Below are 23651 nucleotides of genomic sequence, written 5' to 3' on the forward strand. Positions count from 1 at the left end.
AGTTCTCATTGATTAATAAAGGCAACACACTATGAAAGCGCAATGGCAGCAATATATTCGCATCATCAATCAAGTCGTTAAACCCGCGCTAGGTTGTACTGAACCTATTGCCGCAGCTTATGCGGCTGCCTTGGCCCGCGCTGAATTAGGATGCGAGCCAACATCACTTGAAATTTTAGTCTCAGATAATTTATACAAAAACTCCATGGGAGTATTTGTGCCTGGTACCGGCAAAATTGGTTTGGCAATTGCTGCTGCCTCAGGCGCTATCGGTGGTAATAGTGATGCCGGTCTTGAAGTGCTAGCTAACATTGAGCCGCATCATGTTGCGGCTGCGCAAACTCTGATTGATAACGGTCAGGTGAGCGTTAATCGCACGGTTACCGATGAGTTTATCTATTGCTCTGTCAAGGCTTATGGCCAAGGCAACACTGCCAAGGTGGTGGTGAGCGGCGGTCATACCATGGTGGTATTGAAAGAATTTAATGATGAAGTCCGCTTCACTTTAGCGCAAGGCAGCGCTCCTGCGACGGCTGCGATTTGTGATGGCGTGGATATTAGCATTGACAGTATTTATGAGTTCGCGACGCAAGTGCCGTTTGAGTATATTGAATTCATACTGCAAGCCTCGGTGCTTAACGGGATTTTGTCTGATGAAGGCATGAACAACGCCTACGGCTTAGAAGTTGGGCGTACCATGCAAAAGGCGATGGACGACGGCTTAATGAGCAATGATTTAATCAACCGCATTGTCATGAAAACCGCGGCCGCGTCCGATGCCCGCATGGGCGGCGCGACTTTGCCTGCCATGAGTAACTTTGGTAGTGGTAACCAAGGCATTGCCGCAACTATCCCTGTGGTGATTACCGCCAAGCATTATCAAGCGGATGATGAAACCTTAGCGCGCGCCTTAATCATGAGTCACTTAGGTGCCATTTATATTAAGTCTCACTATCCGCCATTATCGGCATTCTGTGGTAATTCAGTCACCAGTGCCGCGGCTGCTATGGCCATGGTGTATTTGGCCGGTGGCAGCTTTGAGCAATCGTGTTTCGCGATTCAAAACGTCATCAGTGACAGCTCAGGCATGGTGTGTGATGGCGCCAAAGCCTCGTGCGCTATGAAGGTCAGTACTTCATCATGCGCGGCTGTGCGCTCATTTTTAATGGCGCTTAATAGCCAAGTGGTTCAAGGGCAGGGTATTATTGCCGACAACGTTGAACAAACGATTAAGAATGTTGGCCTGATGGTGACTGCTGGCATGACAGCCACAGACACTACCATCATAGACATAATGTCAGCCTAAAGAGTGAGGTATAACACCGGTGAAATTGCACGACTTAAGTCAGAGTGACTTTGATATCTTAGCCGCATTAGAAAACGTGGTTGATGGAATTGCAGCCATGTATGGCAAACATACCGAAGTGGTGCTGCATAGTCTCGATGCAAGCGATCCATCGGTGATCAAAATTGCCAACGGCCATGTGACTGGCCGTGAGGTCGGGGCGCCGATCACTAACTTAGCCTTGTTAAAACTCAAAACGGGCCAAGATATTTCTAATTCCTACATGAGCCAAACAGTCAACGGTAAGACATTGCGTTCAATCACTACCGTCATTAGAAATAAGCATAATCGCGCCATAGGTTTGCTCTGTATCAACTCAGATATGGACGCGCCTATGCAAGAAGTATTGCGGACCATGCTGCCTGATTGCAGTCATGATTCAGCGCCAACTCAAGAAGTGTTTGCCCGCAATATTGATGAAGCGCTGCATAGCACTATCGATGGTGTTAATTTGGAAGTGAAAAATAATCCAGCCATACCGCCATCGAAAAAGAGCCGCGAAATTGTATTTAATCTGCATGAGCTTGGGATTTTTGAATTGAAAGATAGCGCCCAAGTGGCCGCTTCGCGCTTAGATATTTCAGTGCATACCATTTATCGCTATTTGCGAGAAATTAAGGCGTTGCAGCACTAACACTGAATCTAACTAAACAAAAGGCTCACAATGTGAGCTTTTTTGTGGGCGGTTAGTTTTGGGGGTTTAGTTAATTATCTTAGTGACGGTAGCCACTAGCTGGCCATGATTTAGCCTTGAGTGAATCGATTGGCCAACAGTGACCATAGCGCTGCTATCTACCACAGTGCCTTGCTCATCGGTAGTAATGCTGTAACCGCGTTTTAAGGTGGCCAGCGGGCTCACGGTTGACAATAACTCGGCGCCTTTAGCGAGACGCAATGTCGATTCCGTCATTTTTTCTGCCATGCGCTGCTCAAGTTGTTTATGCAAATACTGCAGCTGTTTAGCTTGCAGTTGTAACTTGTGCTGAGGAGACTGGCTCAACATAGCGCTCTGTTGCTGCTGTAAGCGCATCTGCTGGCGATTAAGCTTGTGGGTGATGGCAGTGTGCAATCTAAAATACATCTCGTCAAACTGCTGGCTAAGCTGCTGTAATCGACGTTTAGGATCTTGGCGATACAATTTTTGCTCAGCAATTTCCATGCGCTGGCCCAAAAGAGCATACCTATGTTGCCAGGCGCGCTGTAAATGATGTGTTAGCTGCAAGAGTTGCTGCTGCTTGTGCTGCTTGTCGTTAGACAGTAACTCTGCGGCAGCAGAGGGCGTTGCGGCGCGGGCATCGGCCACAAAATCACTAATGCTAGTGTCCACTTCATGGCCAACGGCACTCACTACCATTAAGTTGGACTGATAAATGGCGTGCGCCAATGATTCATCGTTAAAACACCATAAATCTTCCAGTGAACCGCCGCCGCGGGTCAGTAGCAGTACATCCACTTCTTGCCTTTGATTGGCAATTTCAATCGCGCGGATTAATTGCTTAGGGGCGGCATCGCCTTGCACTTGGGCGGGATAAATTACTACTTCGATGGCCGGATCGCGCCGCTGCAACACATGCAACACATCACGAATGGCAGCGCCAGTGGGGGAGGTTATCACGCCAATGCGCTGAATGTTGCTTGGCAAAGGGCGTTTAGTCTCGTGGGCAAATAAGCCGGCGCTTGAGAGTTTTTGTTTCAGCTGCTCGTACTGAGCGGCTAATAATCCATCGCCCGCCATTTGCATGCTATCGATTAATAATTGGTAATCTCCGCGCGGCTCATAAACACTAATATTGCCGCGAACTAGCACTTGTTGGCCATTTTTAGGGGCAAAGTGAACGCTGTTGTTTTTTCCCTTAAACATGGCGCAGCGAATTTGTGAACGGCTATCTTTTAGCGTTAAATACCAATGACCTGAGGCGGGTGCACTAAAGTTTGATATTTCGGCAGTCAGCCAAATTCTGCTCAAATTTCCTTCCAGCAATTCACGTACATCAGCATTTAATTGTGAAACGGTATAAATATCTTTTTTAATGATTTCCATGGAATTCCGCAGTGAAAAGCGATTAATTGACAATTTTGCATTTACGAAGGCCTAAGTGCAAGGTATACTCTCGCCGCAATATTTCACCTCTTAATTCCAAAATCTCTTGGGGAGATGTTGCCATGCTAAGACTTAAAAAAGAAGCCCTCACGTTCGATGATGTTTTACTCGTTCCTGCCCATTCAACGGTTCTCCCAAACACTGCCTGCTTGACTACTCGTCTGACCGACAAAATTAGTTTAAATATTCCTTTAGTGTCTGCTGCCATGGATACCGTGACTGAATCACGTTTAGCCATTGCGATGGCGCAAGAAGGCGGTTTAGGTTTTATTCATAAAAACATGAGTATTGCCCAGCAAGCAGAAGAAGTGCGTAAAGTTAAGATTTATGAGGCGGGTGTTGTTGCTCAGCCAGTGACGGTAACTCCTACAACTACCTTAGCTGAACTGAAAGCCTTGACCGAGAAAAATGGTTTCGCCGGTTACCCAGTAGTCACCGAAAGCCATGAATTAGTCGGTATTATCACAGGTCGTGACGTTCGTTTTGTGACTGATTGGAGCAAAACTGTCGAGCAGGTCATGACGCCTAAGTCACGTTTAGTGACAGTGGCAGAAGGCACTAAGCTTGATCAAGTGCAGCAACTGATGCACAGCCACCGTATCGAAAAAATCTTAGTAGTTGATGCTGATTATTGCTTAAAAGGCTTAATCACAGTTAAAGACTTCGAAAAAGCTGAACGTAAGCCAAACGCGTGTAAAGATGAGTTTGGTCGTTTACGAGTAGGTGCTGCCGTTGGTGCTGGCCCTGGTAACGAAGAGCGTGTTGATGCGCTGGTACTTGCTGGTGTTGACGTATTACTGATTGACTCTTCTCACGGCCACTCTGAAGGCGTTCTGCAACGCATTCGTGAAACTCGCGCTAAATACCCAGACTTACAAATTGTTGGCGGTAACGTTGCTACTGCTGAAGGCGCATTAGCCTTAGTTGAAGCCGGCGTTAACGCGGTTAAAGTCGGTATTGGTCCTGGCTCAATTTGTACCACTCGTATTGTAACTGGTGTGGGCGTACCGCAAATTACTGCCGTATCTGATGCCGCTTACGCGCTGCGTGACACTAACATTCCTGTGATTGCCGATGGCGGCGTACGTTTTAGCGGTGACTTAGCTAAGGCGATTGCAGCCGGTGCTTCTTGCATCATGGCAGGCTCTATGTTTGCAGGTACTGATGAAGCGCCAGGCGAAACTGAGTTATATCAAGGCCGTGCTTACAAGTCATATCGCGGTATGGGTTCACTGGGCGCCATGAGCCAAACTCAAGGCTCATCTGATCGTTACTTCCAAAGTGACAATGCTGCTGACAAATTAGTGCCAGAAGGCATTGAAGGCCGCGTACCTTACAAAGGTAAACTCAAAGAAATCATTCACCAGCATATGGGCGGCTTACGTTCATGTATGGGCCTGACGGGTTGCGCGACCATCATTGAATTAAATACTAAAGCTGAATTTGTGAAAGTAACCTCTGCCGGCATGGGTGAATCCCACGTGCATGATGTAACCATTACCAAAGAAGCGCCAAACTACCGCAGTTTGGGCTAATGTGCTCTGGGCGACTGATGGTCGCCCTTTTTTCAAGCACAGTTTACGTAAGCAAATTAAGCACAGTATTTAATCCTGTAGTTAACTCGTATTTGGCTCTGCTAAAGAGCGAAACCAATTATTGAAGGTAGACCATGACTGATATTCATCAGCACAAGATTTTGATCTTAGATTTCGGTTCTCAGTACACTCAGCTGATTGCCCGTCGTGTACGTGAAATTGGCGTGTATTGTGAATTGTGGGCTTGGGATGTGACTGAAGCGCAAATTCGTGAATTTGCGCCAAGCGGCATTATCTTAGCCGGTGGTCCTGAAAGTGTGACTGAAGCCAATTCACCGCGAGCGCCTGAATATGTGTTCAATGCTGGTGTACCTGTTTTAGGTATTTGCTATGGCATGCAAACCATGTCAGAGCAGTTAGGCGGCAAGGTTATTCAAGGCGTAGGTGAAGGTGAATTCGGTTATGCTCAGGTCGAAATGCTGAGTGACTGTAAACTGTTTGCCAATATTGAAGATGGCATCAGTGATTCAGGTAATTCTCTGTTAGACGTGTGGATGAGTCATGGCGATAAAGTGGCTGAAATCCCAGCAGGATTCGTGCAAGTTGCTAAGACTTTGACCTGTCCATTTGCGGCCATGGCTAACGAAGAAAAGCGTTTTTATGGCGTGCAATTCCACCCTGAAGTCACTCATACCCGTCAAGGATTGAGAATGCTTGAGCAATTCACACTCTCAATTTGTGGTTGTGAAGCCGTGTGGAAACCTGCCTCTATCATTGAAGATGCCGTTGCGCGCTTAAAAGAGCAAATTGGCGATGATGAAGTTATTTTAGGTTTATCAGGCGGCGTAGATTCATCTGTGACGGCTATGCTGCTGCACCGCGCTATCGGTTCAAAGCTTACTTGTGTATTTGTTGATAACGGCTTATTACGCCTCAATGAAGCACAGCAAGTGATGGATATGTTTGGCGATCATTTTGGCCTCAACATAGTGCATGTTGACGCAGAAATGCGTTTTCTTGATGCATTAGCGGGCGAAAACGATCCAGAAGCTAAGCGTAAGATCATTGGCCGTGTATTTGTTGAAATCTTTGATGAAGAAGCCTCAAAATGCGCCAATGCTAAATGGTTAGCGCAAGGCACTATTTATCCAGATGTGATTGAATCTGCTGGCAGCGCCACAGGTAAAGCCCATGTGATTAAGTCGCACCATAACGTGGGTGGTTTACCTGCTGATATGGAAATGGGCTTAGTAGAACCTCTGCGCGAATTGTTTAAAGATGAAGTACGCAAAATCGGTCTGGAACTCGGTCTGCCATACGACATGCTGTTCCGTCACCCATTCCCAGGCCCAGGCTTAGGTGTGCGCGTTCTTGGCGAAGTGAAAAAAGAATACTGTGATTTACTGCGCCGCGCCGATGCCATCTTCATTGAAGAATTGCACAACGCTGATTTGTACAACAAGGTGAGCCAAGCCTTTACTGTGTTCCTACCAGTACGTTCAGTGGGCGTGATGGGCGATGGTCGTAAGTATGATTGGGTGGTGTCACTGCGCGCCGTTGAAACCATCGACTTTATGACAGCGCATTGGGCACATCTGCCTTATGACTTCTTAGGCCGAGTATCAAATCGCATCATTAATGAAGTGAATGGTATTTCGCGCGTGGTTTATGATATTTCTGGTAAGCCGCCTGCAACTATTGAATGGGAATAATCCCAAGCCTGAGAATGCTTAATCGCTATCAACGCTAAAACTAAAAAGGAAGCCTTAGGCTTAATGCCACTCGCTTAAGAGCGAGTGGCATTTTTACTTGGATATTTCACTGTTTTCTTTAGCACCACACGCGGGTAGCTGGGCCGCTTCCTCTTTGGGGGTAAAATCAACCTTTTGCCATTTTCCCTCAGTCGTTTTAAGTGCTGTGGGATCGCTCCCGGACTCCCTCTGTCACTCCAACCAAACTCATCCTGTATTAAAAACAGAGCATTAATGAAACTTATCCTCTGTGGCTCAACTTTATGCTGCACTGCCATTGCGGCCATCTCTAGCCGAACAATATTGTAGGTCGTTAAGATCCCCCATAATTCTTGATACACCCCATCCTTCTTCTTACTGCGCAGGACAGGTTTATTTTCCAGTTGATATTGCTTTAGCTCACCATAACCCCTCTCTATCTCCCATCGCTGCCAATACACCTTGAGTAAATCGTTCACTGGATAGCTGTTGGGGCATAGGCAGGACGTGATAAACCCTTTGATATCACCTTTGGGTGACGGAATAAGGATAAGGCGGGCTTGCCAGCTCTCCCCCAGATAAGGCGCTTGCTGTTTAGCTTGGGGTGATACCGGCATCTCAACCAGATGGTCATACTCTGAGAATGACTCGATAATTTGATAGCGGGTCTTAGACTTTATCGGGGTTAACCAATGGGTGTTTGCACCGCTTCCTTGCCAGCTGATGAGCAATTCGGCAGACATAAACCCACGGTCAAACAACGTGAGCGAATTCTCGGGAGCTGAGCCAACCAATTGCTGTGCATAGTGAATTTCACTGTGGGTAACAGGCCCGAAAGCCGCATCAGAAAGTAAGTGGCTACGAGTAGACATTAAGGTGACCGCCAGCACAGAGGGAAAAGAAGCCGTGCTTTGTGCAAAGCCAAAGTGATGGTTTTCTTCAGTGTTATGCGTCTTAAAATACGTCCCATCAACACTGAGCAATTTCAATCCCGCTATCTCATCAAATTCGCACTGTGTTTCCCACTGTGCAGCGGTTGTTTTGAACAGATAACGCATGGGCTCTGAACCCAACTTTTCTTTGGCTTTGATGATACTACTGGTCGCCAGTGGCGGGAGCTCCCCCTTGGAGTCGGGAAATGCCAGTGAGAGCGTATCACAGACTTGCTGAATCGAGCGGTTACGCATCAAACCAATGCCTAGAACCAACCAAACAGCTTGCTCTGCAGGGAAACGGCGGGTTCGAAGCGAGGCCCTGCCAGTTTGTTGCACAGCCTCAGCCACCCAATCCATGGGAACATGTTTGGCGAATACATCAATATCTTGCGCTTGGAAAAATTCAGCGGTAACGAGTAGCTCTTTAGAAAATTCAGACATAAAAAAATCAGCTGCAACTTAGGTTGCGGCTGATTATGAAGCCCTTGAAAGATCGTTCAACTACTTAAAACGATCGGCATTAAGCCTTAGGCTTCCTTTTTTATGGCCACAATTTTATGTTCACAAGCTTATTGGTACGACTTTATTGCCTTGCGCGCAATCGCTCAGGATTTGCGATTTAGCTGCCGTCACCACATCTGCTAGTGCTTGCTCTGCTATCTCGCCATAAGCAATGCTCAACGTGATACGCAGCGGTTGGCCGCTAAAATGAATGAACTCGTCTGTGACTAATAAGCGCAAATGTTGCGCCTTAAGGTTAACGTCCGTTAGCGCCATATTGGGTAAATACACTAATAACCAGCCAGGTTCCAGCGGTGATAACCAGTCTTGCTGCCTAATATTTTCAGTGACAATTTGCGATAAGCTTAATTGCACAAACTGCGCCGCATTGATGCCGAGCTCCTTTTCAATGCTATCGAATTTATCTATGGCAATCAGCAGGATGGCGACCTTGCTGATTGAGGTGGACGATGGTGCTGATGTTAATGATTTACGGGTTTGATAGAGCTTGGCGTGTTGACTGACTTTACTGCGTAAATCTTGCTGACTCATTTTGCCAATGAGCTGCCCCTGAACTTGCATAGATTGAATTAAACGGTAACAGCCCTGACTTAAAGTAATGCCGCCAAGCATAGCAAATACAAGTGGGAAAAAATCAAAATACGCCAGGCTAATAACAAAGGTATTATCAAATAAATACAAGAGATTAGCTATATAAAGGCCAGATGCGCCTAAGGTGAAATTGGAATAAATGTGCGGATAAGCGCTTAACTTTTTGGCTTGCAGCAATAAGCCTAACTACACAGTTAAACTTATCAGTAAGCACAGAATAGTTAGGCTATGACTTCCGCCATCGACATTTTGCCATGGCGACAATTCCGTGGTCGCAGCCAGTAGCGCCACATCGATAATAGTGATTAACACTAACGCTATTGGCCACGATGCCCACATAACAAGTTTCCTAAACAGACGTTGGCCCCTAGTGGCTTGTTTTTAAGTGTAGATGCTTGTTAATGAGTACTCACCTTCTTAGGCTAAGCAAAGGTTTAGGCAAGCATTGAAAACGCGATATACTGAAGTTATGGCGAATAGATACCAAGAATCATGAATATCACTCTTCAAGATCAACAAGATAAAAAATGGATGCGTTTGGCAATCGAGATAGCTAAGCGGGCAGAATTGCGCGGTGAAGTGCCGGTGGGGGCGGTTTTGGTGAGAGACGATCAACTCATTGCTAGCGGTTACAACCTCAGCATTACCTTAAACGATGCCTCGGCTCATGCGGAAATTCAATGTTTGCGCGCGGCGGGGCAGGTGCTAGATAACTACCGCTTACCTGATACAACCTTATATGTGACGTTAGAGCCTTGTTCTATGTGCGCTGGCGCTATGGTGCATGCCAGGGTAGCTCGTTTAGTGTTTGGGGCTCACGATCTTAAAACCGGCGCGGCTGGCAGCCAAGTTAACTTAGTGCAACATAGCCCGTTTAATCATCAGTTGGAAGTGACATCAGGTGTACTTGCCGCTGAGTGTAGCGCCCAAGTGAGTGCGTTTTTTCAGCGGCGTCGACGTGAGAAAAAAGCCGAACAATTATTGAAATTGAAAAGTATTAATCCTGAGTCTGAATGAAATTAAAAAACTGATTATGACGATGTAAAATGCGTTGCTGTCTCGATTTTCGCAGGGTACGGCGACGAGCTGAAGCATTATTTATTGATCTACGTTTCATATTTTACCTTAATGTCTAAGCTCAACGGGCTAACACTAGCAAGTGTTAGCCCTGATAGCAATATCAAGAGCGTTACAGCTAGCGCTAGCGCATGGGTAGCTTACGACATTAATTCACTGGCAGAATAATTTCTTCCTCTGCACTTGGCAATAAAGGTAAGGGCGCTTCTAAGTCATTGAAGTCAGCTTGTGCTTGCTGTTCGAGCTTTTGATTTTGCTGATTATCAAGCCAAATCAAGGTGTCATAATAACGGCGAATATTATCAACATAATGCGCCGCTTCATTACCCCGAGCATAACCGTAGCGGGTTTTACTATAATATTGGCGCTTTTGTAGCAAGGGCAGCACTTGTTTGACATCCGTCCAAGCATTGGGATTTTTGCCCATAGACTCGGTAAGCTTACGCGCATCTTCTACATGTCCCATGCCAATATTGTATGACGCGAGTGCAAACCACATGCGTTGATCTTCAGGTATGGTGCTTGGCAGTCGATTTAGAATATCCAATAAGTACTTAGCGCCGCCTTGAATGCTTTGCTCGGCATCGAGACGGTTTTCTATACCCATTTGCTTGGCGGTGGGGAGGGTGAGCATCATCATGCCGCGTACGCCTGTTGGGGAGCGCGCTCTAGGATCCCAGTGAGATTCTTGATACGCGGTAGCGGCTAATTTGCGCCAATCTAAGGCATCGGCGTATTTTTCAAATAATGGACGATAGACTGGCAACCTGTTTTCAACGGCGCGGATAAAGGCGCGGGTATCGACATAATCAAAGCGCTCTACATGGCCAAAATAACGTTCTTGCAAGCGGGCTAAGGTGCCGTTGCTTTGTTCTTGATCCCAAAACCCCAACAGTTTTGCCATTAAGGCATCGCTGCCTTTAGGGCGGAGTAACCAGACTATGTTTTGACCGGTTTGCAGCGTTGGGCCTGCGCGCAGTTCAGGTAAAAAACGGCGATTAATTTGCAGGGCGCTACTGTCCGCTATGGTGTAATCAATGGTTTTATCCGCAATCATCTGCAGTAATTCATCAATGTCTTGCTCATTGGTGGTTTGCCAACTGAGTTTAGGGTTTTCTTTTTGCATCTCCAATAAGGTTTCAACATAGGCGGAATCTGAAAGCACAGTCAATTTGCCGTTAATATTCGCTATGCTATCGATATTCTTTTCACCTTGTCGATATACCAGCACTTGATCTACTTGGTACAAGGGCGGGCTTATGCGGTAATTAAGCCGACGTAACTGGGTATCTGTCATGCTGGCCGCAATAATATCGATTTCTTTATTATTGAGTGCGGAGTAAAGGGCTTCGAGATTACTGTAAGGCTGCATATCGAGCGGGATTTGTAGGTAGTCGGCAAACATAGTTGCCATTTCATAATCAAACCCTGTGATTTCTTGGCCATTGTTCATATAAATTTGACGGCCATAGACAGTTCCCACCTTTAGGCTCTTGAGCTCTTCAGATGGTGACTCTTGGGGTTCAATGTCCACTATCGGTTGGCAGGCACTAAGGCATACTAACACCAATAATGGCAGTGTCCATGTAAGCAGGTTTTTCATCATGGTTAATAATGCGCCAGCAAAAATAAAAAGCAAATTTGGATGTTATTTCTCGACAATTCAGCCATTTCTGGGCTTTAGACTCTAGTTTTTCGGAATGTTTTAATTGCAGGAAATAGTTTTCTGCCAAGGGCGGGGTTTATAACACAAGTTAGGGGCGTTTGTCCGCTCTAGGCTAATGATTTATGCGGCCTGTTTCCTTATAATAGCGCCTCCTTTGACCCTACAATCAAATATTAATAAAGGTGAATAGAAGTGATGGAGATCATCCGCGGAGCCCCAGCTTTATCAGAGTTTCGGGTGCAGAAGCTGATGGAAGCCTGCCAACAAGCACAGCTTCCAGTACGTCAGATTTATGCAGAATACATTCACTTGGCCGACGTCAGTTCGCCACTCGATAATGAAACCCAACAGCGACTCGCTCAACTCCTAACTTACGGCCCAGCCATCGCCCCCCATGCCCCAGAAGGGCAACTGTTATTCGTCACTCCTCGTCCTGGCACCATATCTCCTTGGTCTTCAAAAGCAACTGATATTGCACATAATTGCGGCTTGTCTCAAGTTGTGCGATTAGAGCGCGGTATTGCTTATTATGTGGTAATGGACGATGTGACTGCGCTGCAATTGCAGGCAATTAAGAGCTTATTACACGACCGCATGATGGAAGTGGTGTTAGCCGAGTTTAGTCAAGCACAAAGCTTGTTTATGCAAGCGAGCCCAGCCCCTTATCAAAGCGTTGATATTCATGCCGATGGCCGCGATGCGTTAGTGCGCGCCAATCAGCAGATGGGACTTGCGTTAGCCGAAGATGAAATTGATTATTTAGTCGAAAACTTCCTGCGTTTAGGCCGCAATCCGCACGATATTGAATTAATGATGTTTGCCCAAGCAAACTCAGAGCATTGCCGCCATAAAATCTTCAATGCTGATTGGACGATTGATGGTGTCGCGCAGCCAAAATCATTATTTAAAATGATTAAAAACACCTTTGAAACTCATCCTGAGCATGTGTTATCGGCTTATAAAGATAACGCCGCGGTGATGACAGGTTCTGTGGCTGGTCGTTTCTTCCCTGATAGTGACGGCGTGTATCGTTATCATGTTGAGCCAATTCATGTGTTGATGAAGGTTGAGACTCATAACCACCCGACAGCCATTAGTCCATATCCTGGCGCGGCTACAGGTTCAGGCGGTGAAATTCGCGATGAAGGCGCAACAGGGCGCGGCTCTAAGCCAAAAGCGGGGTTAACAGGCTTTAGTGTGTCTAACCTTAATATTCCAGGCTTTGCACAGCCGTGGGAACAAGCTTATGGCAAGCCAGATAGAATCGTTACTCCCCTTGAAATCATGCTTGATGGTCCATTAGGCGGCGCGGCCTTTAATAATGAATTTGGTCGTCCGGCACTGCTTGGCTATTTCCGCACTTATGAGCAGGAAGTCAGCAGCCATAATGGTGTTGAAGTGCGCGGTTATCATAAACCTATTATGCTCGCGGGCGGCTTAGGTAATATTCGTGAAGAGCATGTGCAAAAAGGCGAGATCACGGTCGGTGCTAAGCTGATTGTGTTAGGTGGCCCAGCCATGAATATTGGTCTTGGCGGCGGCGCAGCTTCCTCTATGGCCTCTGGTCAGTCCCATGAAGATTTAGATTTTGCTTCAGTGCAGCGCGAAAACCCAGAAATGGAGCGCCGCTGTCAGGAAGTTATCGACAGATGCTGGCAGTTAGGCGCAGCTAACCCAATTCAATTTATCCACGATGTTGGCGCCGGCGGTTTATCTAATGCCTTACCAGAGCTGGTGAATGATGGCGGCCGCGGCGCTCAGTTTGAACTGCGTAAAGTGCTAAATGATGAGCTTGGTATGAGCCCATTAGAAATTTGGTGTAATGAATCGCAAGAACGTTATGTCATGTCGGTGGCACCTGAACATTTAGCAACCTTTACTTCCATTTGCGAGCGTGAACGTGCGCCATTTGCTGTAGTAGGTGAAGCTACGCTTAAGCAAGACTTAGTGCTTAATGATGAGCACTTTGATAATCAGCCCATTGATTTACCGCTTGAAGTCTTATTAGGCAAAGCGCCTAAAATGAGCCGTCAGGCCGAGACGGCCAAAGCCGTATCTCCAGCTTTAGATACCACAAGCATCGAATTAGCTGACGCTGTTACTCGGGTGTTGAGCTTACCGACGGTGGCCGATAAAACCTTCTTAATCACTATTGGTGATAGAAGCGTGACTGGCTTAGTCAATCGCGACCAAATGGTCGGCCCATGGCAAGTGCCGGTCGCCGATTGCGCGGTCACTGCGGCAAGCTTTGATAGCTACCATGGTGAAGCCATGTCTATGGGTGAGCGCACGCCGCTTGCACTGTTAGATTTTGGCGCCTCAGCGCGTATGGCGGTGGCTGAAGCCATTATGAACATTAGTGCTGCCGATATCGGCGCGCTTAAACGCATTAAATTGTCGGCGAACTGGATGTCAGCGGCAGGTCACCCAGGTGAAGATGCGGGCTTGTATGAAGCGGTAAAAGCCATCGGGGAAGAGCTATGTCCACAGCTGGAATTAACCATTCCTGTGGGTAAAGACTCAATGTCAATGCGCACTGCTTGGCAAGAAAACGGTGAGAAAAAAGCCGTGACTTCACCTATGTCGTTAGTGATCACCGCCTTTGGTGTAGTTGATGATATTCGCTTAACCTTAACGCCTGAGCTTAAAACCGATGCAGGGGATACTGTCATCTTATTGGTTGATTTAGCTAAAGGGCAGCAGCGTTTAGGCGGCTCGTGTTTAGCGCAAGTTTATGGTGAGCTGGGTGATACAGCGCCAGATCTTGATTGCGCAAGTTTACTGCGCGCGAGCTTTGATGTTACCCAAGCCTTACTTAAGCAAGGGCGATTGCTGGCTTATCACGATCGTAGTGACGGCGGTATTTTCACTACCTTATGTGAGATGGCGTTTGCCGGTAACACTGGCGTGACAATTGACGCGAGCGTATTAGGCGGCGAGCTTCTCCCTGCTTTATTTAATGAAGAATTAGGCGCTTGTATTCAAGTCAAACGCACTGATGCCGACGCTATTATGGCGCAGTATCAAGCACAAGGTCTTGATGTATCAGTAGTTGCTGAACTTAACTCTGATGCCAAGTTAGTGATTAACACCGCCAATGAGTGCGTGTTTGAGCAATCGATTTATGCGCTGCGCGGCGCTTGGTCTGAAACTAGCTTTAGAATGCAGCAATTGCGTGATAATCCTGAGTGCGCCAAGCAAGAGCATGAATTGCGTCAAGATTCGAGCAATCCTGGTTTAACTGTGGATTTACGCTTTGATCCTAAGCAAGACGTAGCGGCGCCTTATATCATCAAGGGCGTAGCACCTAAGATGGCGATTTTGCGCGAACAAGGCGTGAACTCGCAGCTTGAAATGGCAGCGGCCTTTGATCGCGCAGGCTTTGAGAGTCATGACATACATATGTCAGACGTGCTTCGTGGCCGTATTGCACTGAGTGATTATCAAGGGCTGGTGGCTTGCGGCGGTTTCTCTTACGGCGACGTATTAGGGGCGGGCGAAGGCTGGGCTAAATCGATTTTATTCAACGATCGCGCCCGTGAGCAATTTAGTCAGTTCTTTGCGCGTAACGATAGCTTTGCCTTAGGTATCTGTAATGGTTGTCAAATGTTATCTAACATTAAAGACATCATTCCTGGCGCCGAGCATTGGCCAAGATTTGTGCGTAACCGCTCAGAGCGTTTTGAAGCGCGTGTTGCCTTAGTTGAGGTGCAGCCTAGTCCATCGCTGTTCTTCAATGGTATGACTCATTCGCGGATGCCAATTGCGGTATCTCACGGTGAAGGCCAAGTGGAGTTTGCATCAAATGCTGCGTTACTTGCTGCTGAAGCCAGTAATACAGTCGCGCTGCGTTATGTGGATGGCACAGGTCAAGTGACTGAGCGTTATCCACTTAATCCAAATGGTTCAGTCAATGGCATTACCGGTATGACGACCCAAGATGGCCGCGTGACCATTTTGATGCCGCATCCTGAGCGTGTGTTTAGAACCGTGGCTAACTCATGGCATCCGCAGCAATGGGGTGAAGATAGCCCTTGGATGCGCATGTTTAGAAATGCGCGGGTAAACATTGGCTAAAAACTTAGACTAAAGTCATCGACTTATTTAGCAATGAATGGCGTGAACAAAAAGTGAGCTTGGCGGCTCACTTTTTTATTGGATTTTTGCCAGCAATCGAGACGAAAGTAAGTGGTTATAGTTTTATATTTCAGCTTGTTAGCTATGTTTACAGTGATATTCGCTGAGTTTATATGTTTTTTTAATCGCATAACTTTATTTCAATAGTTATCGCACTACATTGCCGGCTTTTTCACTTAGGACTATAGGTTATCAATCGGTTGCGAAAGCTTGATGGTGTTTACCTATAATTGAGTATTAATGGCTAAGGGGCGCGACTGTCACACTGGGTCATTAGGCTAACCAACCTGAGTTTGCCGCCAAAAAATTGGTACTGCTTGATGAATCATTAATTGCAGCAGACAGTTATAAAGGCGGTTGTGCTGACAGGTGTTTGAATGTAGCACTGCAAGGGGTTGGGTTTGAACTAGATTTTTTGGGGCTATTTAGCACCGTTTGGTAGGTTTATTGTACTGTGGCGACTCAAAAGTGCGTGGTTTAATGCGGTTTTAATGAGTTAGTCGCGTGAGCTTTAGTAACAATCTTGTAGCAAATTAATGAAAAAGCCCTAAGGTGAACACTTCACCTTAGGGCTACTGCTGCGCTAACAACACAAAATCTTGAATGGTTTAACAACCCAGATTAAAGCTCTCTAGCGGTATAAAGTTCTACGAAAACACGCTTATAGCTATTGATGAAACGCTCAAATAATTTAGTCATGACATTTTCTCCACACAGTTTAGGGTCATTGTGCGCGGAATAAGCCATTAGCACGTATACTTAGGTAGTGCTTGAGCGTCTCCTTAACACGGGGCATATAGTAATCTTTGCTCACTGAGTGTTCAAACGAGAAAAAATCCACTTTAGCATTAGTAAAACTAATCCAATTGTTAACTTAAGTTTATTTAGTGAATGTTTTTTAAGTGTAAGCTTATGTATTTAAAGGGGTAGTATTATTTGGTATAGAGACATCCCCTAATTTACCTTTATGGAAATTGTTGCAAATATATGTATTTTTGTATTTATGGAGGGTTCGCACTGTATTTATGGTGTAACCGTTGAAATGGATCTTTTTATTTCCCCTTCTCGGCTCGCCTATCTCATATTACTAAGTTTGTCAACTTCGGTGTCGAGGGAAGTGTGTGTCGCTTCGCAAAAACAGTTGATAACACAGGGTTTTGATTGATATGCATCAAACTTCAGTGGTATAAAATCGGTATAATTTTGTTTTGGTTGCTTAAGTTAAGTGATTGAAATAATAGATAAAAAACTTTTGCGCTGGCACTTATGAAGGTATGGATGTCTCATAAGTGTTTGAAATCGTGATCTATATCTGCGTTAAGTGAGTAAACTTCTCGTTATCGAGAGAAAAAAGCTTAAGCATTCGCAAAGGACATTTTGGGTGGTTTGTGGACGCTAATTGGTACCATGTGCGAGGCAACTTGAATCTGTCAGGTTGTTTTCCAGATGGGATTAATTTGTGAACTCTGACTAAATTCTGACTTTAATACTTACGTACGGCATTGATTACATATAAGTAACATTCGCCAAGTAAGGAGACGCAAATGATTGTTGAAGAGGTTGTAGAGCTATCGCGCTTACAGTTCGCGCTAACAGCTATGTATCACTTCCTGTTTGTACCTTTGACTTTAGGCTTAGCCTTTTTGCTGGCTATCATGGAATCACTGTATGTGATGACAGATAAACAGATTTATAAGGACATGACTAAATTCTGGGGTAAGTTATTCGGTATTAACTTTGCTTTAGGTGTTACTACAGGTTTGGCGATGGAATTCCAGTTTGGTACTAACTGGTCTTACTATTCCCACTACGTGGGTGATATTTTCGGCGCTCCACTCGCGATTGAAGGCTTGATGGCGTTCTTCTTAGAATCGACCTTCGTGGGTATGTTCTTCTTCGGTTGGGATCGTTTCAGCAAGCGTCAACATTTAGCCGTGACTTGGTTAGTGGCCCTTGGCAGTAACTTGTCAGCCTTGTGGATCTTGGTAGCTAACGGTTGGATGCAAAACCCAGTGGGTTCAACGTTCAACTACGAAACCATGCGTATGGAAATGACCAGTTTCGCTGATGTGCTGTTTAACCCGGTAGCCCAGGTTAAGTTTGTTCATACTGTGGCGTCTGGTTATGTTGCTGGCGCTATGTTTGTTCTGGCCATCAGTGCTTACTACATTCTGAAAAAGCGTGATTTACCTTTTGCTCGTCGTTCATTTGCGATTGCTGCTAGCTTTGGTTTAGCGTCAATCCTGTCTGTGATTGTACTGGGTGATGAATCTGGTTACGAAACTGGCGAAGTTCAGCGCGTTAAGCTTGCTGCTATGGAAGCTGAATGGCACACAGAGCCAGCTCCTGCTGCCTTTACTGTGGTTGGTTTCCCTAATCAAGACACCATGGAAACCGATTACGCCATAAAAATTCCTTATGTAATGGGAATTATTGCGACTCGTTCTTTAGATACTCAAGTGACTGGTATTCGTGAGCTTATTCAAGAGCACGAAGTACGTATTCGTAATGGTATCCCTGCATATGCAGCGTTAGAGCAATTACGTAGTGGCAACGAAACTCCTGAAGTGCGTGCTGCGTTTGAAGCCGGTAAAAATGACCTTGGCTATGCCATGTTACTTAAGCCGTACACGGCCAAGATTATCGATGCGACTGACGAGCAGATTATTGCTGCAGCTAAGTCGTCAATCCCGAAAGTTGCTCCGATTTTCTGGTCTTTCCGTGTCATGGTTGGTTTAGGTTTTGTGATGTTGTTTGTCTTCATCGCCGCCTTCTGGCAGAGCACGCGTCACCGCATCGAAGAGAACAAGTGGGTACTTAAGGCTGCATTATTCAGCTTGCCATTACCTTGGATTGCGATTGAGTGTGGTTGGTTTGTGGCTGAATACGGTCGTCAACCTTGGACCATCTCTGAGGTGTTACCAACCTTTATGTCGGCTTCAAGCCTGACCCTTAGCGATATCTGGATCAGTATCATCACCATTACTCTCTTCTATACCGTATTACTGGTGATTGAAGTGTTCTTAATGTTGAAGTTTGCGCGCCTTGGCCCAAGCAGCATGAAAACTGGTCGTTATCACTTTGAACAATTAGCTCCTACGAAATCGTAACGGATCTATAAGGAAATCACGATGTTTGATTATGAACTATTGAGATTTGTGTGGTGGGCCTTGGTGGGCGTGTTGCTCATCGGCTTCGCCGTCACAGACGGATTTGATATGGGTGTGGGTGCATTATTACCTATCATAGGTAAAGACGACACTGAGCGCCGTATTATGATTAACACCATTGCGCCGCATTGGGATGGTAACCAAGTTTGGTTAATCACAGGTGCGGGTGCATTATTCGCTGCTTGGCCAACCGTGTACGCGGTATCGTTCTCAGGTTTCTATCTGGCGATGATGATAGTGTTGTTCGCTTTATTCTTGCGTCCAGTAGGCTTTGACTATCGTTCAAAGATTGAAGATCCAAGATGGCGTAAGTCATGGGATTGGGCCTTGTTCGTGGGTGGTTTTGTACCGCCGCTGATCATAGGTGTCGCTTTTGGCAACTTGTTACTGGGCGTACCTTTTGAGTTCGACCAATTCTTACGTGCTTATTACCATGGCAACATCTTTGGTCTGCTGAATCCGTTTGGATTATTAGCCGGCTTAGTTAGCGTTAGCATGTTTATGATGCAAGGCGCCACTTGGTTACAAATGAAGACCGAAGGCGAATTGCGTGCTCGTGCTGCGAAAGCGGCTCAGTTAGCTGCTATTGCCTTGTTCGTGCTGTTTGGCGCGGCCGGTTTCTGGTTAGCTAATGGTATTGACGGTTATGTCATCACTTCTGTGATTGATACTGCCGCAGCATCAGATCCTACCAAGAAGACAGTAGTGGTTGCTGCTGGCGCTTGGTTAGCTAACTATGACAAGTACCCAATCACTATGCTGTTCCCTGCGTTAGGTATGCTGATGCCATTACTGGTATTAATTGTTAGCCGCCTGAACCGTAGTGGTTTTGCCTTCTTGTTCAGTTCAGTGGCGATTGCTGCGGTTATCTTAACTTGTGGCGCGGCTATGTTCCCATTCTTGATGCCATCATCACTGGATCCGAACATAAGCTTGACCATGTGGGATTCTACCGCATCGCAAATGACCTTAACTGTGATGACATTTGCTGCGATTATCTTCGTACCGATTGTACTGGGTTACACTGTGTGGACTTACATCAAGATGTATGGCCGCTTAAGCCGTAAGCACATCGAAGATAACTCAACGTCTTTGTATTGATAAAAGGATAGCGAAACTATGTGGTATTTTACTTGGATACTCGGCATTTTGTTGGCATGTTCTTTCGGTATTATCAATGCATTATGGCTTGAGAATACAGAGAATATGGATCGCAATAGCGACGACAATAACTAAGTTAGAGTGACTGCTAAAAACCCGCCTAGTGCGGGTTTTTTATTATCTGGATGTTATGATTTTTGCCTTTAGCGGGTTAACTGCTAGGCTAATTCAGGCGTGCCGAGGCAATGGCATAGTGAGTATTAGTCAAACCACAGTAGGTTAGTAGAGGAGTGAGTTATGTTAGGTGAGAGCCATGCGCTAAATCTTGAATTTCCGCAGTACCAAGCATTAATCGATGAACTGAAACTAAGCCTTGCAGGATTTGCTGAGCTAACAAGGCAATACAATACATTAGATAATAAAATCCGCAGCCTAGAACTTGCCAATATACCGACCTCAGATGCGAACTTTCTGAAATTAAAATCCGAACGTGTGGCGTTAAAAGATGAGCTTTATGGCATCTTGCACTCTAAAGCGGGTTAACTCACCAGGGCCCAAACGGGCCCTTTTTTATGGTGAATGATTTACTTGCTAGCGTTATCCCTGCGTCTTTTAAACCATTCCCATTGGCGCTATTAGGCTAGTTGCGTTCAATTAGGTGAGTCCCTGTTAACTAGGCCAATGCTGGCTGATTTTGTGTTTTAGGTTTAACCCATAGCGAGTAAATCACAGGCACCCAAATCAGTGAAATTAAGGTGGTCAGTAAAGTGCCGCCAGCAATGGCGATGGCAAAGGGCGGCCAGAAGCCGCCACCTGCAAAGATTAACGGCAAAAAACCACCCACAGTCGATATAGTGGTGGACGCTATATGGCGACCACAGCTACTCACTGCCTCAATAATCTTGCTGCTAGTTAGCTCATGTGGCGCGATTTCTTGCAGCTCTGCCAATATGATAATCGCCGCGTTAATGGCAAGTCCCATGAGCCCTAACAGCGCCACAATGACAGTAAAGCCAAAAGGGTAACCAAACACATAGACGCATAGCAGCCCTAAACCTGCCGATTGCACCGCACTTAACAGGATAATCAGTGCCATACGGTATGAGTTAAAAGAGAGTATTAAGGTCGCTAATAAGGCCGTGAGCACTAACACTAGGCTCGACATTAAATTGCCTACCGCTTCATTGCGTTTGGCGCTTTCACCGCCTATTTCGAACCTATATCCGCTTGGGATAGATAATTGATTAATGGCAGGGATAATATCTTGCAGCACCTTGGCAGGTAGCACGCCGCTGACAATATAAGCTTCTATGGTGTTAAGGCGATGACCATCACGTCTGGTAATGGCGCCGCGACTTAATTCTATCTTCATAGTGGCTAAGGCGTTCAGTGGAATATTGGTGCCATTTACCGAGGTTAAATTGACATCCATTAAGGCGCGCTCATCACTGCGGGTGAGTTGATCAAGCCGCACTCTTACCGGCAAAGATTCCGTGGTTTCTAACACACTGCCACCAATCACGCCTGTGGTTGCCATTTGAATTTGATTGGCTATGGTCGTTAAGTCGAGCCCACTGATTAAACTCGCATCTTCATTGATATCTAACCACAATTTTGGCGTGCCAGCGCTTAGGGTGCCGCGGCTTTGCAACACTTGTGGATGCTTGGCCAAAATTTGGCGAATGTCCTCGCCAAGGGTATTGAGGGTATCTAAATTGGGTCCATAAATTCTGACTTCTATGGGGGCATTAAAGGGAGGGCCTTGCTCCAGAGTTCGCACTAATACCATGGCATTGGGGTAGTTAGCATCTAACTGCTGTTGCAGCATAGGGATTAAGCGATTGGCTACTTCGCCACTCTCAACTTTCACCATGGCTGGGCGTAATTTGCTGCGCCGTTTTGCCTTTGGGTCAAGTTGTAATAAAAAGAGGGAGTATTACCGCCGACCATCCAATCTATCCGCATAATATCTGGGTTGCTGCGAAGTTCCTTATCCATAGTCATAATTTCGTTAGCACTGGCAGCGACGCTATGATGGGATGGAAAATAGATCTCAATTTGAAACATGTCGCGATCGGATGGCGGGAAAAATTGCTCCGTCATTTTGCCCGCGGCGAAAAAGCCTGAGAGTGGCAATAACCCAATAATGAGCGCTGAGGCTATCGGCCGCTGCAATGCTATGGCTAAACTTTTATGGAAAGCTTGTCTTACCCTTGGCATCTCTAGGCCTTGTTGATACCAAGCGGTTTGCTGCTCTTTACTGCCAAAGCGGCCGGCAAGTCCAGCGATTAAGGTGTGGGAGATTATATAAGAGCCAAGCAGTGACACAATAACGGTAATGGCTATGCCGCCGACAAACTCGCCCGCGGCCCCTGGCATTAAGACTATCGGTGCAAAGGCCAGCATAGTAGTAATAGTGGAGCCTGCTAATGGTACCCATAAGTGCTTTAAGGTATTGCGAACAGCATCAATCGCGCTTTGGCCTTCGCGCCGGCGCTGCGCAATTGCATCAACTATCACTATGGCATTGTCGACCATAATGCCGAGGGCCACTACTAATCCTGTCACCGACATTTGATGTATGGGCAGGGAGACTAGCTGCATACAGACTAGTGTAAACAGTACAGTTAATGGCAAAGACACGGCCACGATTAAGGCATTTCTTAAACCTAGGGTGAGCAGTAAAACGAGTAAGATTAGAAAGAAGCCTTGAGTCAAGCTAATGACTAAGTCGCCCAAACGTATGTTGGTATAGCTGCCTTGCTCAAATAACCAATCGACCTTGATATTGGCAGGCAGTGCTTGTTCAAAATCAGTCACAGTAGCGCGCACTGCATCTAACCAATGATCAACCCGAGTATTATTTAGCATACGCGCGCCTATCATTACGCCGCTTTCACCTTCTAGCAAGGCTAGATCATTGAGCGGGGTTTTCAGGGCGCGACTAATGTTAGCGACATCGTTAAGTCGAATCACTTGGCCATCGTCGGTGATTTTTAACGGCACTTGCGAGATGCGGGTGACTGAATCAAGTTCGCCAGACACTTCAATCAAGGCGCGAAAATGCAGGTTATTAATTTCACCGGCGGCAATTTTAGAGTCTGCGCGCTGCAAAATAGCGGCAACAGCTCCAGGGGTTAAACCTAAGCGGTTAAGTTGACTGCCATTAAGCTCGACTAAAATCTCTTCTTTGGGGTCGCCATAAAGGCTTACAAAATCTGTACCTGAAACTAAGCGTAATCTGTGCTCTAGCTCTTTAGCGTAGCGGGTGACTATGGCAATACTGTCTTCACTGGCCGTGTCGCCTTGCCAGCTTAAGCCAAAAATCACAGTGTTGGCGTAACCAAACTGATCGTTAAGAATGGCATGTCCTGCGTCGGTCGGTAGTCTCGCGGCGGTATCGGCTAATAAGTCTCGTGCCCTTGACCACACAGGGTCTGTATCTGTGACTGTATCTTTAAGTTCAAGTTGAATGACAGAAATGCCTGGGCGCGAGGTGGATTGGATGAGTTTAACTTCCTCCACTCGCCGTAACTGAGTCTCAATAATTTCAGTGACTAGCACTTCAACGCGCTCGGCAGAAGCACCAGGATAGTGAGTGATCACTGAGGCAAAGCGGTTAGTGATATGCGGGTCTTCCATGCGCGGTAAGCTAACTAAGGCGCCAAGCCCTGCCACTATCAATATGGCTATGATAAGACTCGTAAGCCTGCCGTTATTAATCAGCGTATTAACCATGGC

Annotated in this window: 15 protein-coding genes and 1 pseudogene; 10 read left to right on the plus strand and 6 right to left on the minus strand. The window is 46.2% G+C overall.

Going from position 1 to position 23651, the window contains the following annotated elements; all coding sequences use genetic code 11:
- Positions 1–31: 31 nt before the first annotated feature.
- Both FJQ87_RS07150 and FJQ87_RS07155 read left to right on the plus strand, forming a co-directional pair.
- The gene (locus FJQ87_RS07150; protein WP_140931911.1) at positions 32–1306 is read left to right on the plus strand and encodes an L-serine ammonia-lyase, iron-sulfur-dependent, subunit alpha; all 1275 of its coding nucleotides are present in this window, start codon (positions 32–34) and stop codon (positions 1304–1306) included.
- A gap of 19 nt (positions 1307–1325) precedes the next feature.
- Positions 1326–1979, plus strand: coding sequence for a PAS domain-containing protein (locus tag FJQ87_RS07155; RefSeq protein WP_140931913.1), 654 nt, complete (start codon positions 1326–1328; stop codon positions 1977–1979).
- 66 nt (positions 1980–2045) lie between these two features.
- Here the strand turns inward: FJQ87_RS07155 and xseA are convergent, their stop codons facing one another.
- Positions 2046–3386 (minus strand): exodeoxyribonuclease VII large subunit, encoded by a 1341-nt coding sequence (gene xseA / locus FJQ87_RS07160; RefSeq protein WP_140931915.1) that lies wholly within the window; start codon positions 3384–3386, stop codon positions 2046–2048.
- 122 nt (positions 3387–3508) lie between these two features.
- Between xseA and guaB the strand changes: the two genes are divergently transcribed.
- Together guaB and guaA are read left to right on the plus strand one after the other, a co-directional pair.
- Positions 3509–4981, plus strand: a complete 1473-nt coding sequence (gene guaB / locus FJQ87_RS07165) for an IMP dehydrogenase (protein WP_140931917.1) — start codon at positions 3509–3511, stop codon at positions 4979–4981.
- 134 nt (positions 4982–5115) lie between these two features.
- Positions 5116–6693 (plus strand): glutamine-hydrolyzing GMP synthase, encoded by a 1578-nt coding sequence (gene guaA / locus FJQ87_RS07170; protein WP_140931919.1) that lies wholly within the window; start codon positions 5116–5118, stop codon positions 6691–6693.
- Positions 6694–6767: 74 nt separating this feature from the next.
- Here the strand turns inward: guaA and FJQ87_RS07175 are convergent, their stop codons facing one another.
- The 3 genes from FJQ87_RS07175 to FJQ87_RS18685 form a co-directional block, all read right to left on the minus strand.
- The gene (locus tag FJQ87_RS07175) at positions 6768–8087 is read right to left on the minus strand and encodes an IS4 family transposase (protein WP_140930444.1); all 1320 of its coding nucleotides are present in this window, start codon (positions 8085–8087) and stop codon (positions 6768–6770) included.
- A gap of 120 nt (positions 8088–8207) precedes the next feature.
- Entirely contained in the window at positions 8208–8936 is a 729-nt protein-coding gene (locus FJQ87_RS07180) for a diguanylate cyclase (RefSeq protein WP_140931921.1), read from the minus strand.
- Positions 8937–8945: 9 nt separating this feature from the next.
- Positions 8946–9098 (minus strand): hypothetical protein, encoded by a 153-nt coding sequence (locus FJQ87_RS18685; protein ID WP_168195156.1) that lies wholly within the window; start codon positions 9096–9098, stop codon positions 8946–8948.
- A gap of 153 nt (positions 9099–9251) precedes the next feature.
- Between FJQ87_RS18685 and tadA the strand changes: the two genes are divergently transcribed.
- Entirely contained in the window at positions 9252–9776 is a 525-nt protein-coding gene (gene tadA, locus FJQ87_RS07185; RefSeq protein WP_140931923.1) for a tRNA adenosine(34) deaminase TadA, read from the plus strand.
- 208 nt (positions 9777–9984) lie between these two features.
- On the opposite strand, the gene mltF is transcribed toward tadA, so the two are convergent.
- Positions 9985–11439: a membrane-bound lytic murein transglycosylase MltF gene (mltF, locus tag FJQ87_RS07190; RefSeq protein WP_140934027.1), complete on the minus strand. Its 1455-nt coding sequence runs from the start codon at positions 11437–11439 to the stop codon at positions 9985–9987.
- Between the two features lie 258 nt (positions 11440–11697).
- Between mltF and purL the strand changes: the two genes are divergently transcribed.
- The 5 genes from purL (at position 11698) to FJQ87_RS07215 (ending at position 20453) form a co-directional block, all read left to right on the plus strand.
- Complete coding sequence (gene purL, locus FJQ87_RS07195) at positions 11698–15579, plus strand: phosphoribosylformylglycinamidine synthase (RefSeq protein ID WP_140934028.1); 3882 nt, start codon at positions 11698–11700, stop codon at positions 15577–15579.
- A gap of 1604 nt (positions 15580–17183) precedes the next feature.
- Entirely contained in the window at positions 17184–18749 is a 1566-nt protein-coding gene (locus tag FJQ87_RS07200) for a cytochrome ubiquinol oxidase subunit I (protein ID WP_140931925.1), read from the plus strand.
- 21 nt (positions 18750–18770) lie between these two features.
- The gene (cydB, locus tag FJQ87_RS07205; RefSeq protein ID WP_140931927.1) at positions 18771–19910 is read left to right on the plus strand and encodes a cytochrome d ubiquinol oxidase subunit II; all 1140 of its coding nucleotides are present in this window, start codon (positions 18771–18773) and stop codon (positions 19908–19910) included.
- Positions 19911–19928: 18 nt separating this feature from the next.
- Positions 19929–20045, plus strand: a complete 117-nt coding sequence (cydX, locus tag FJQ87_RS07210; RefSeq protein ID WP_140931929.1) for a cytochrome bd-I oxidase subunit CydX — start codon at positions 19929–19931, stop codon at positions 20043–20045.
- Between the two features lie 162 nt (positions 20046–20207).
- Positions 20208–20453, plus strand: coding sequence for a DUF465 domain-containing protein (locus FJQ87_RS07215; RefSeq protein WP_140931931.1), 246 nt, complete (start codon positions 20208–20210; stop codon positions 20451–20453).
- Positions 20454–20583: 130 nt separating this feature from the next.
- Here the strand turns inward: FJQ87_RS07215 and FJQ87_RS07220 are convergent.
- A pseudogene (locus FJQ87_RS07220) lies at positions 20584–23648 on the minus strand (efflux RND transporter permease subunit).
- Positions 23649–23651 lie beyond the last annotated feature (3 nt).

Origin of the sequence: Shewanella sp. SNU WT4, from assembly GCF_006494715.1 — a bacterium.
GTDB lineage: Bacteria > Pseudomonadota > Gammaproteobacteria > Enterobacterales > Shewanellaceae > Shewanella.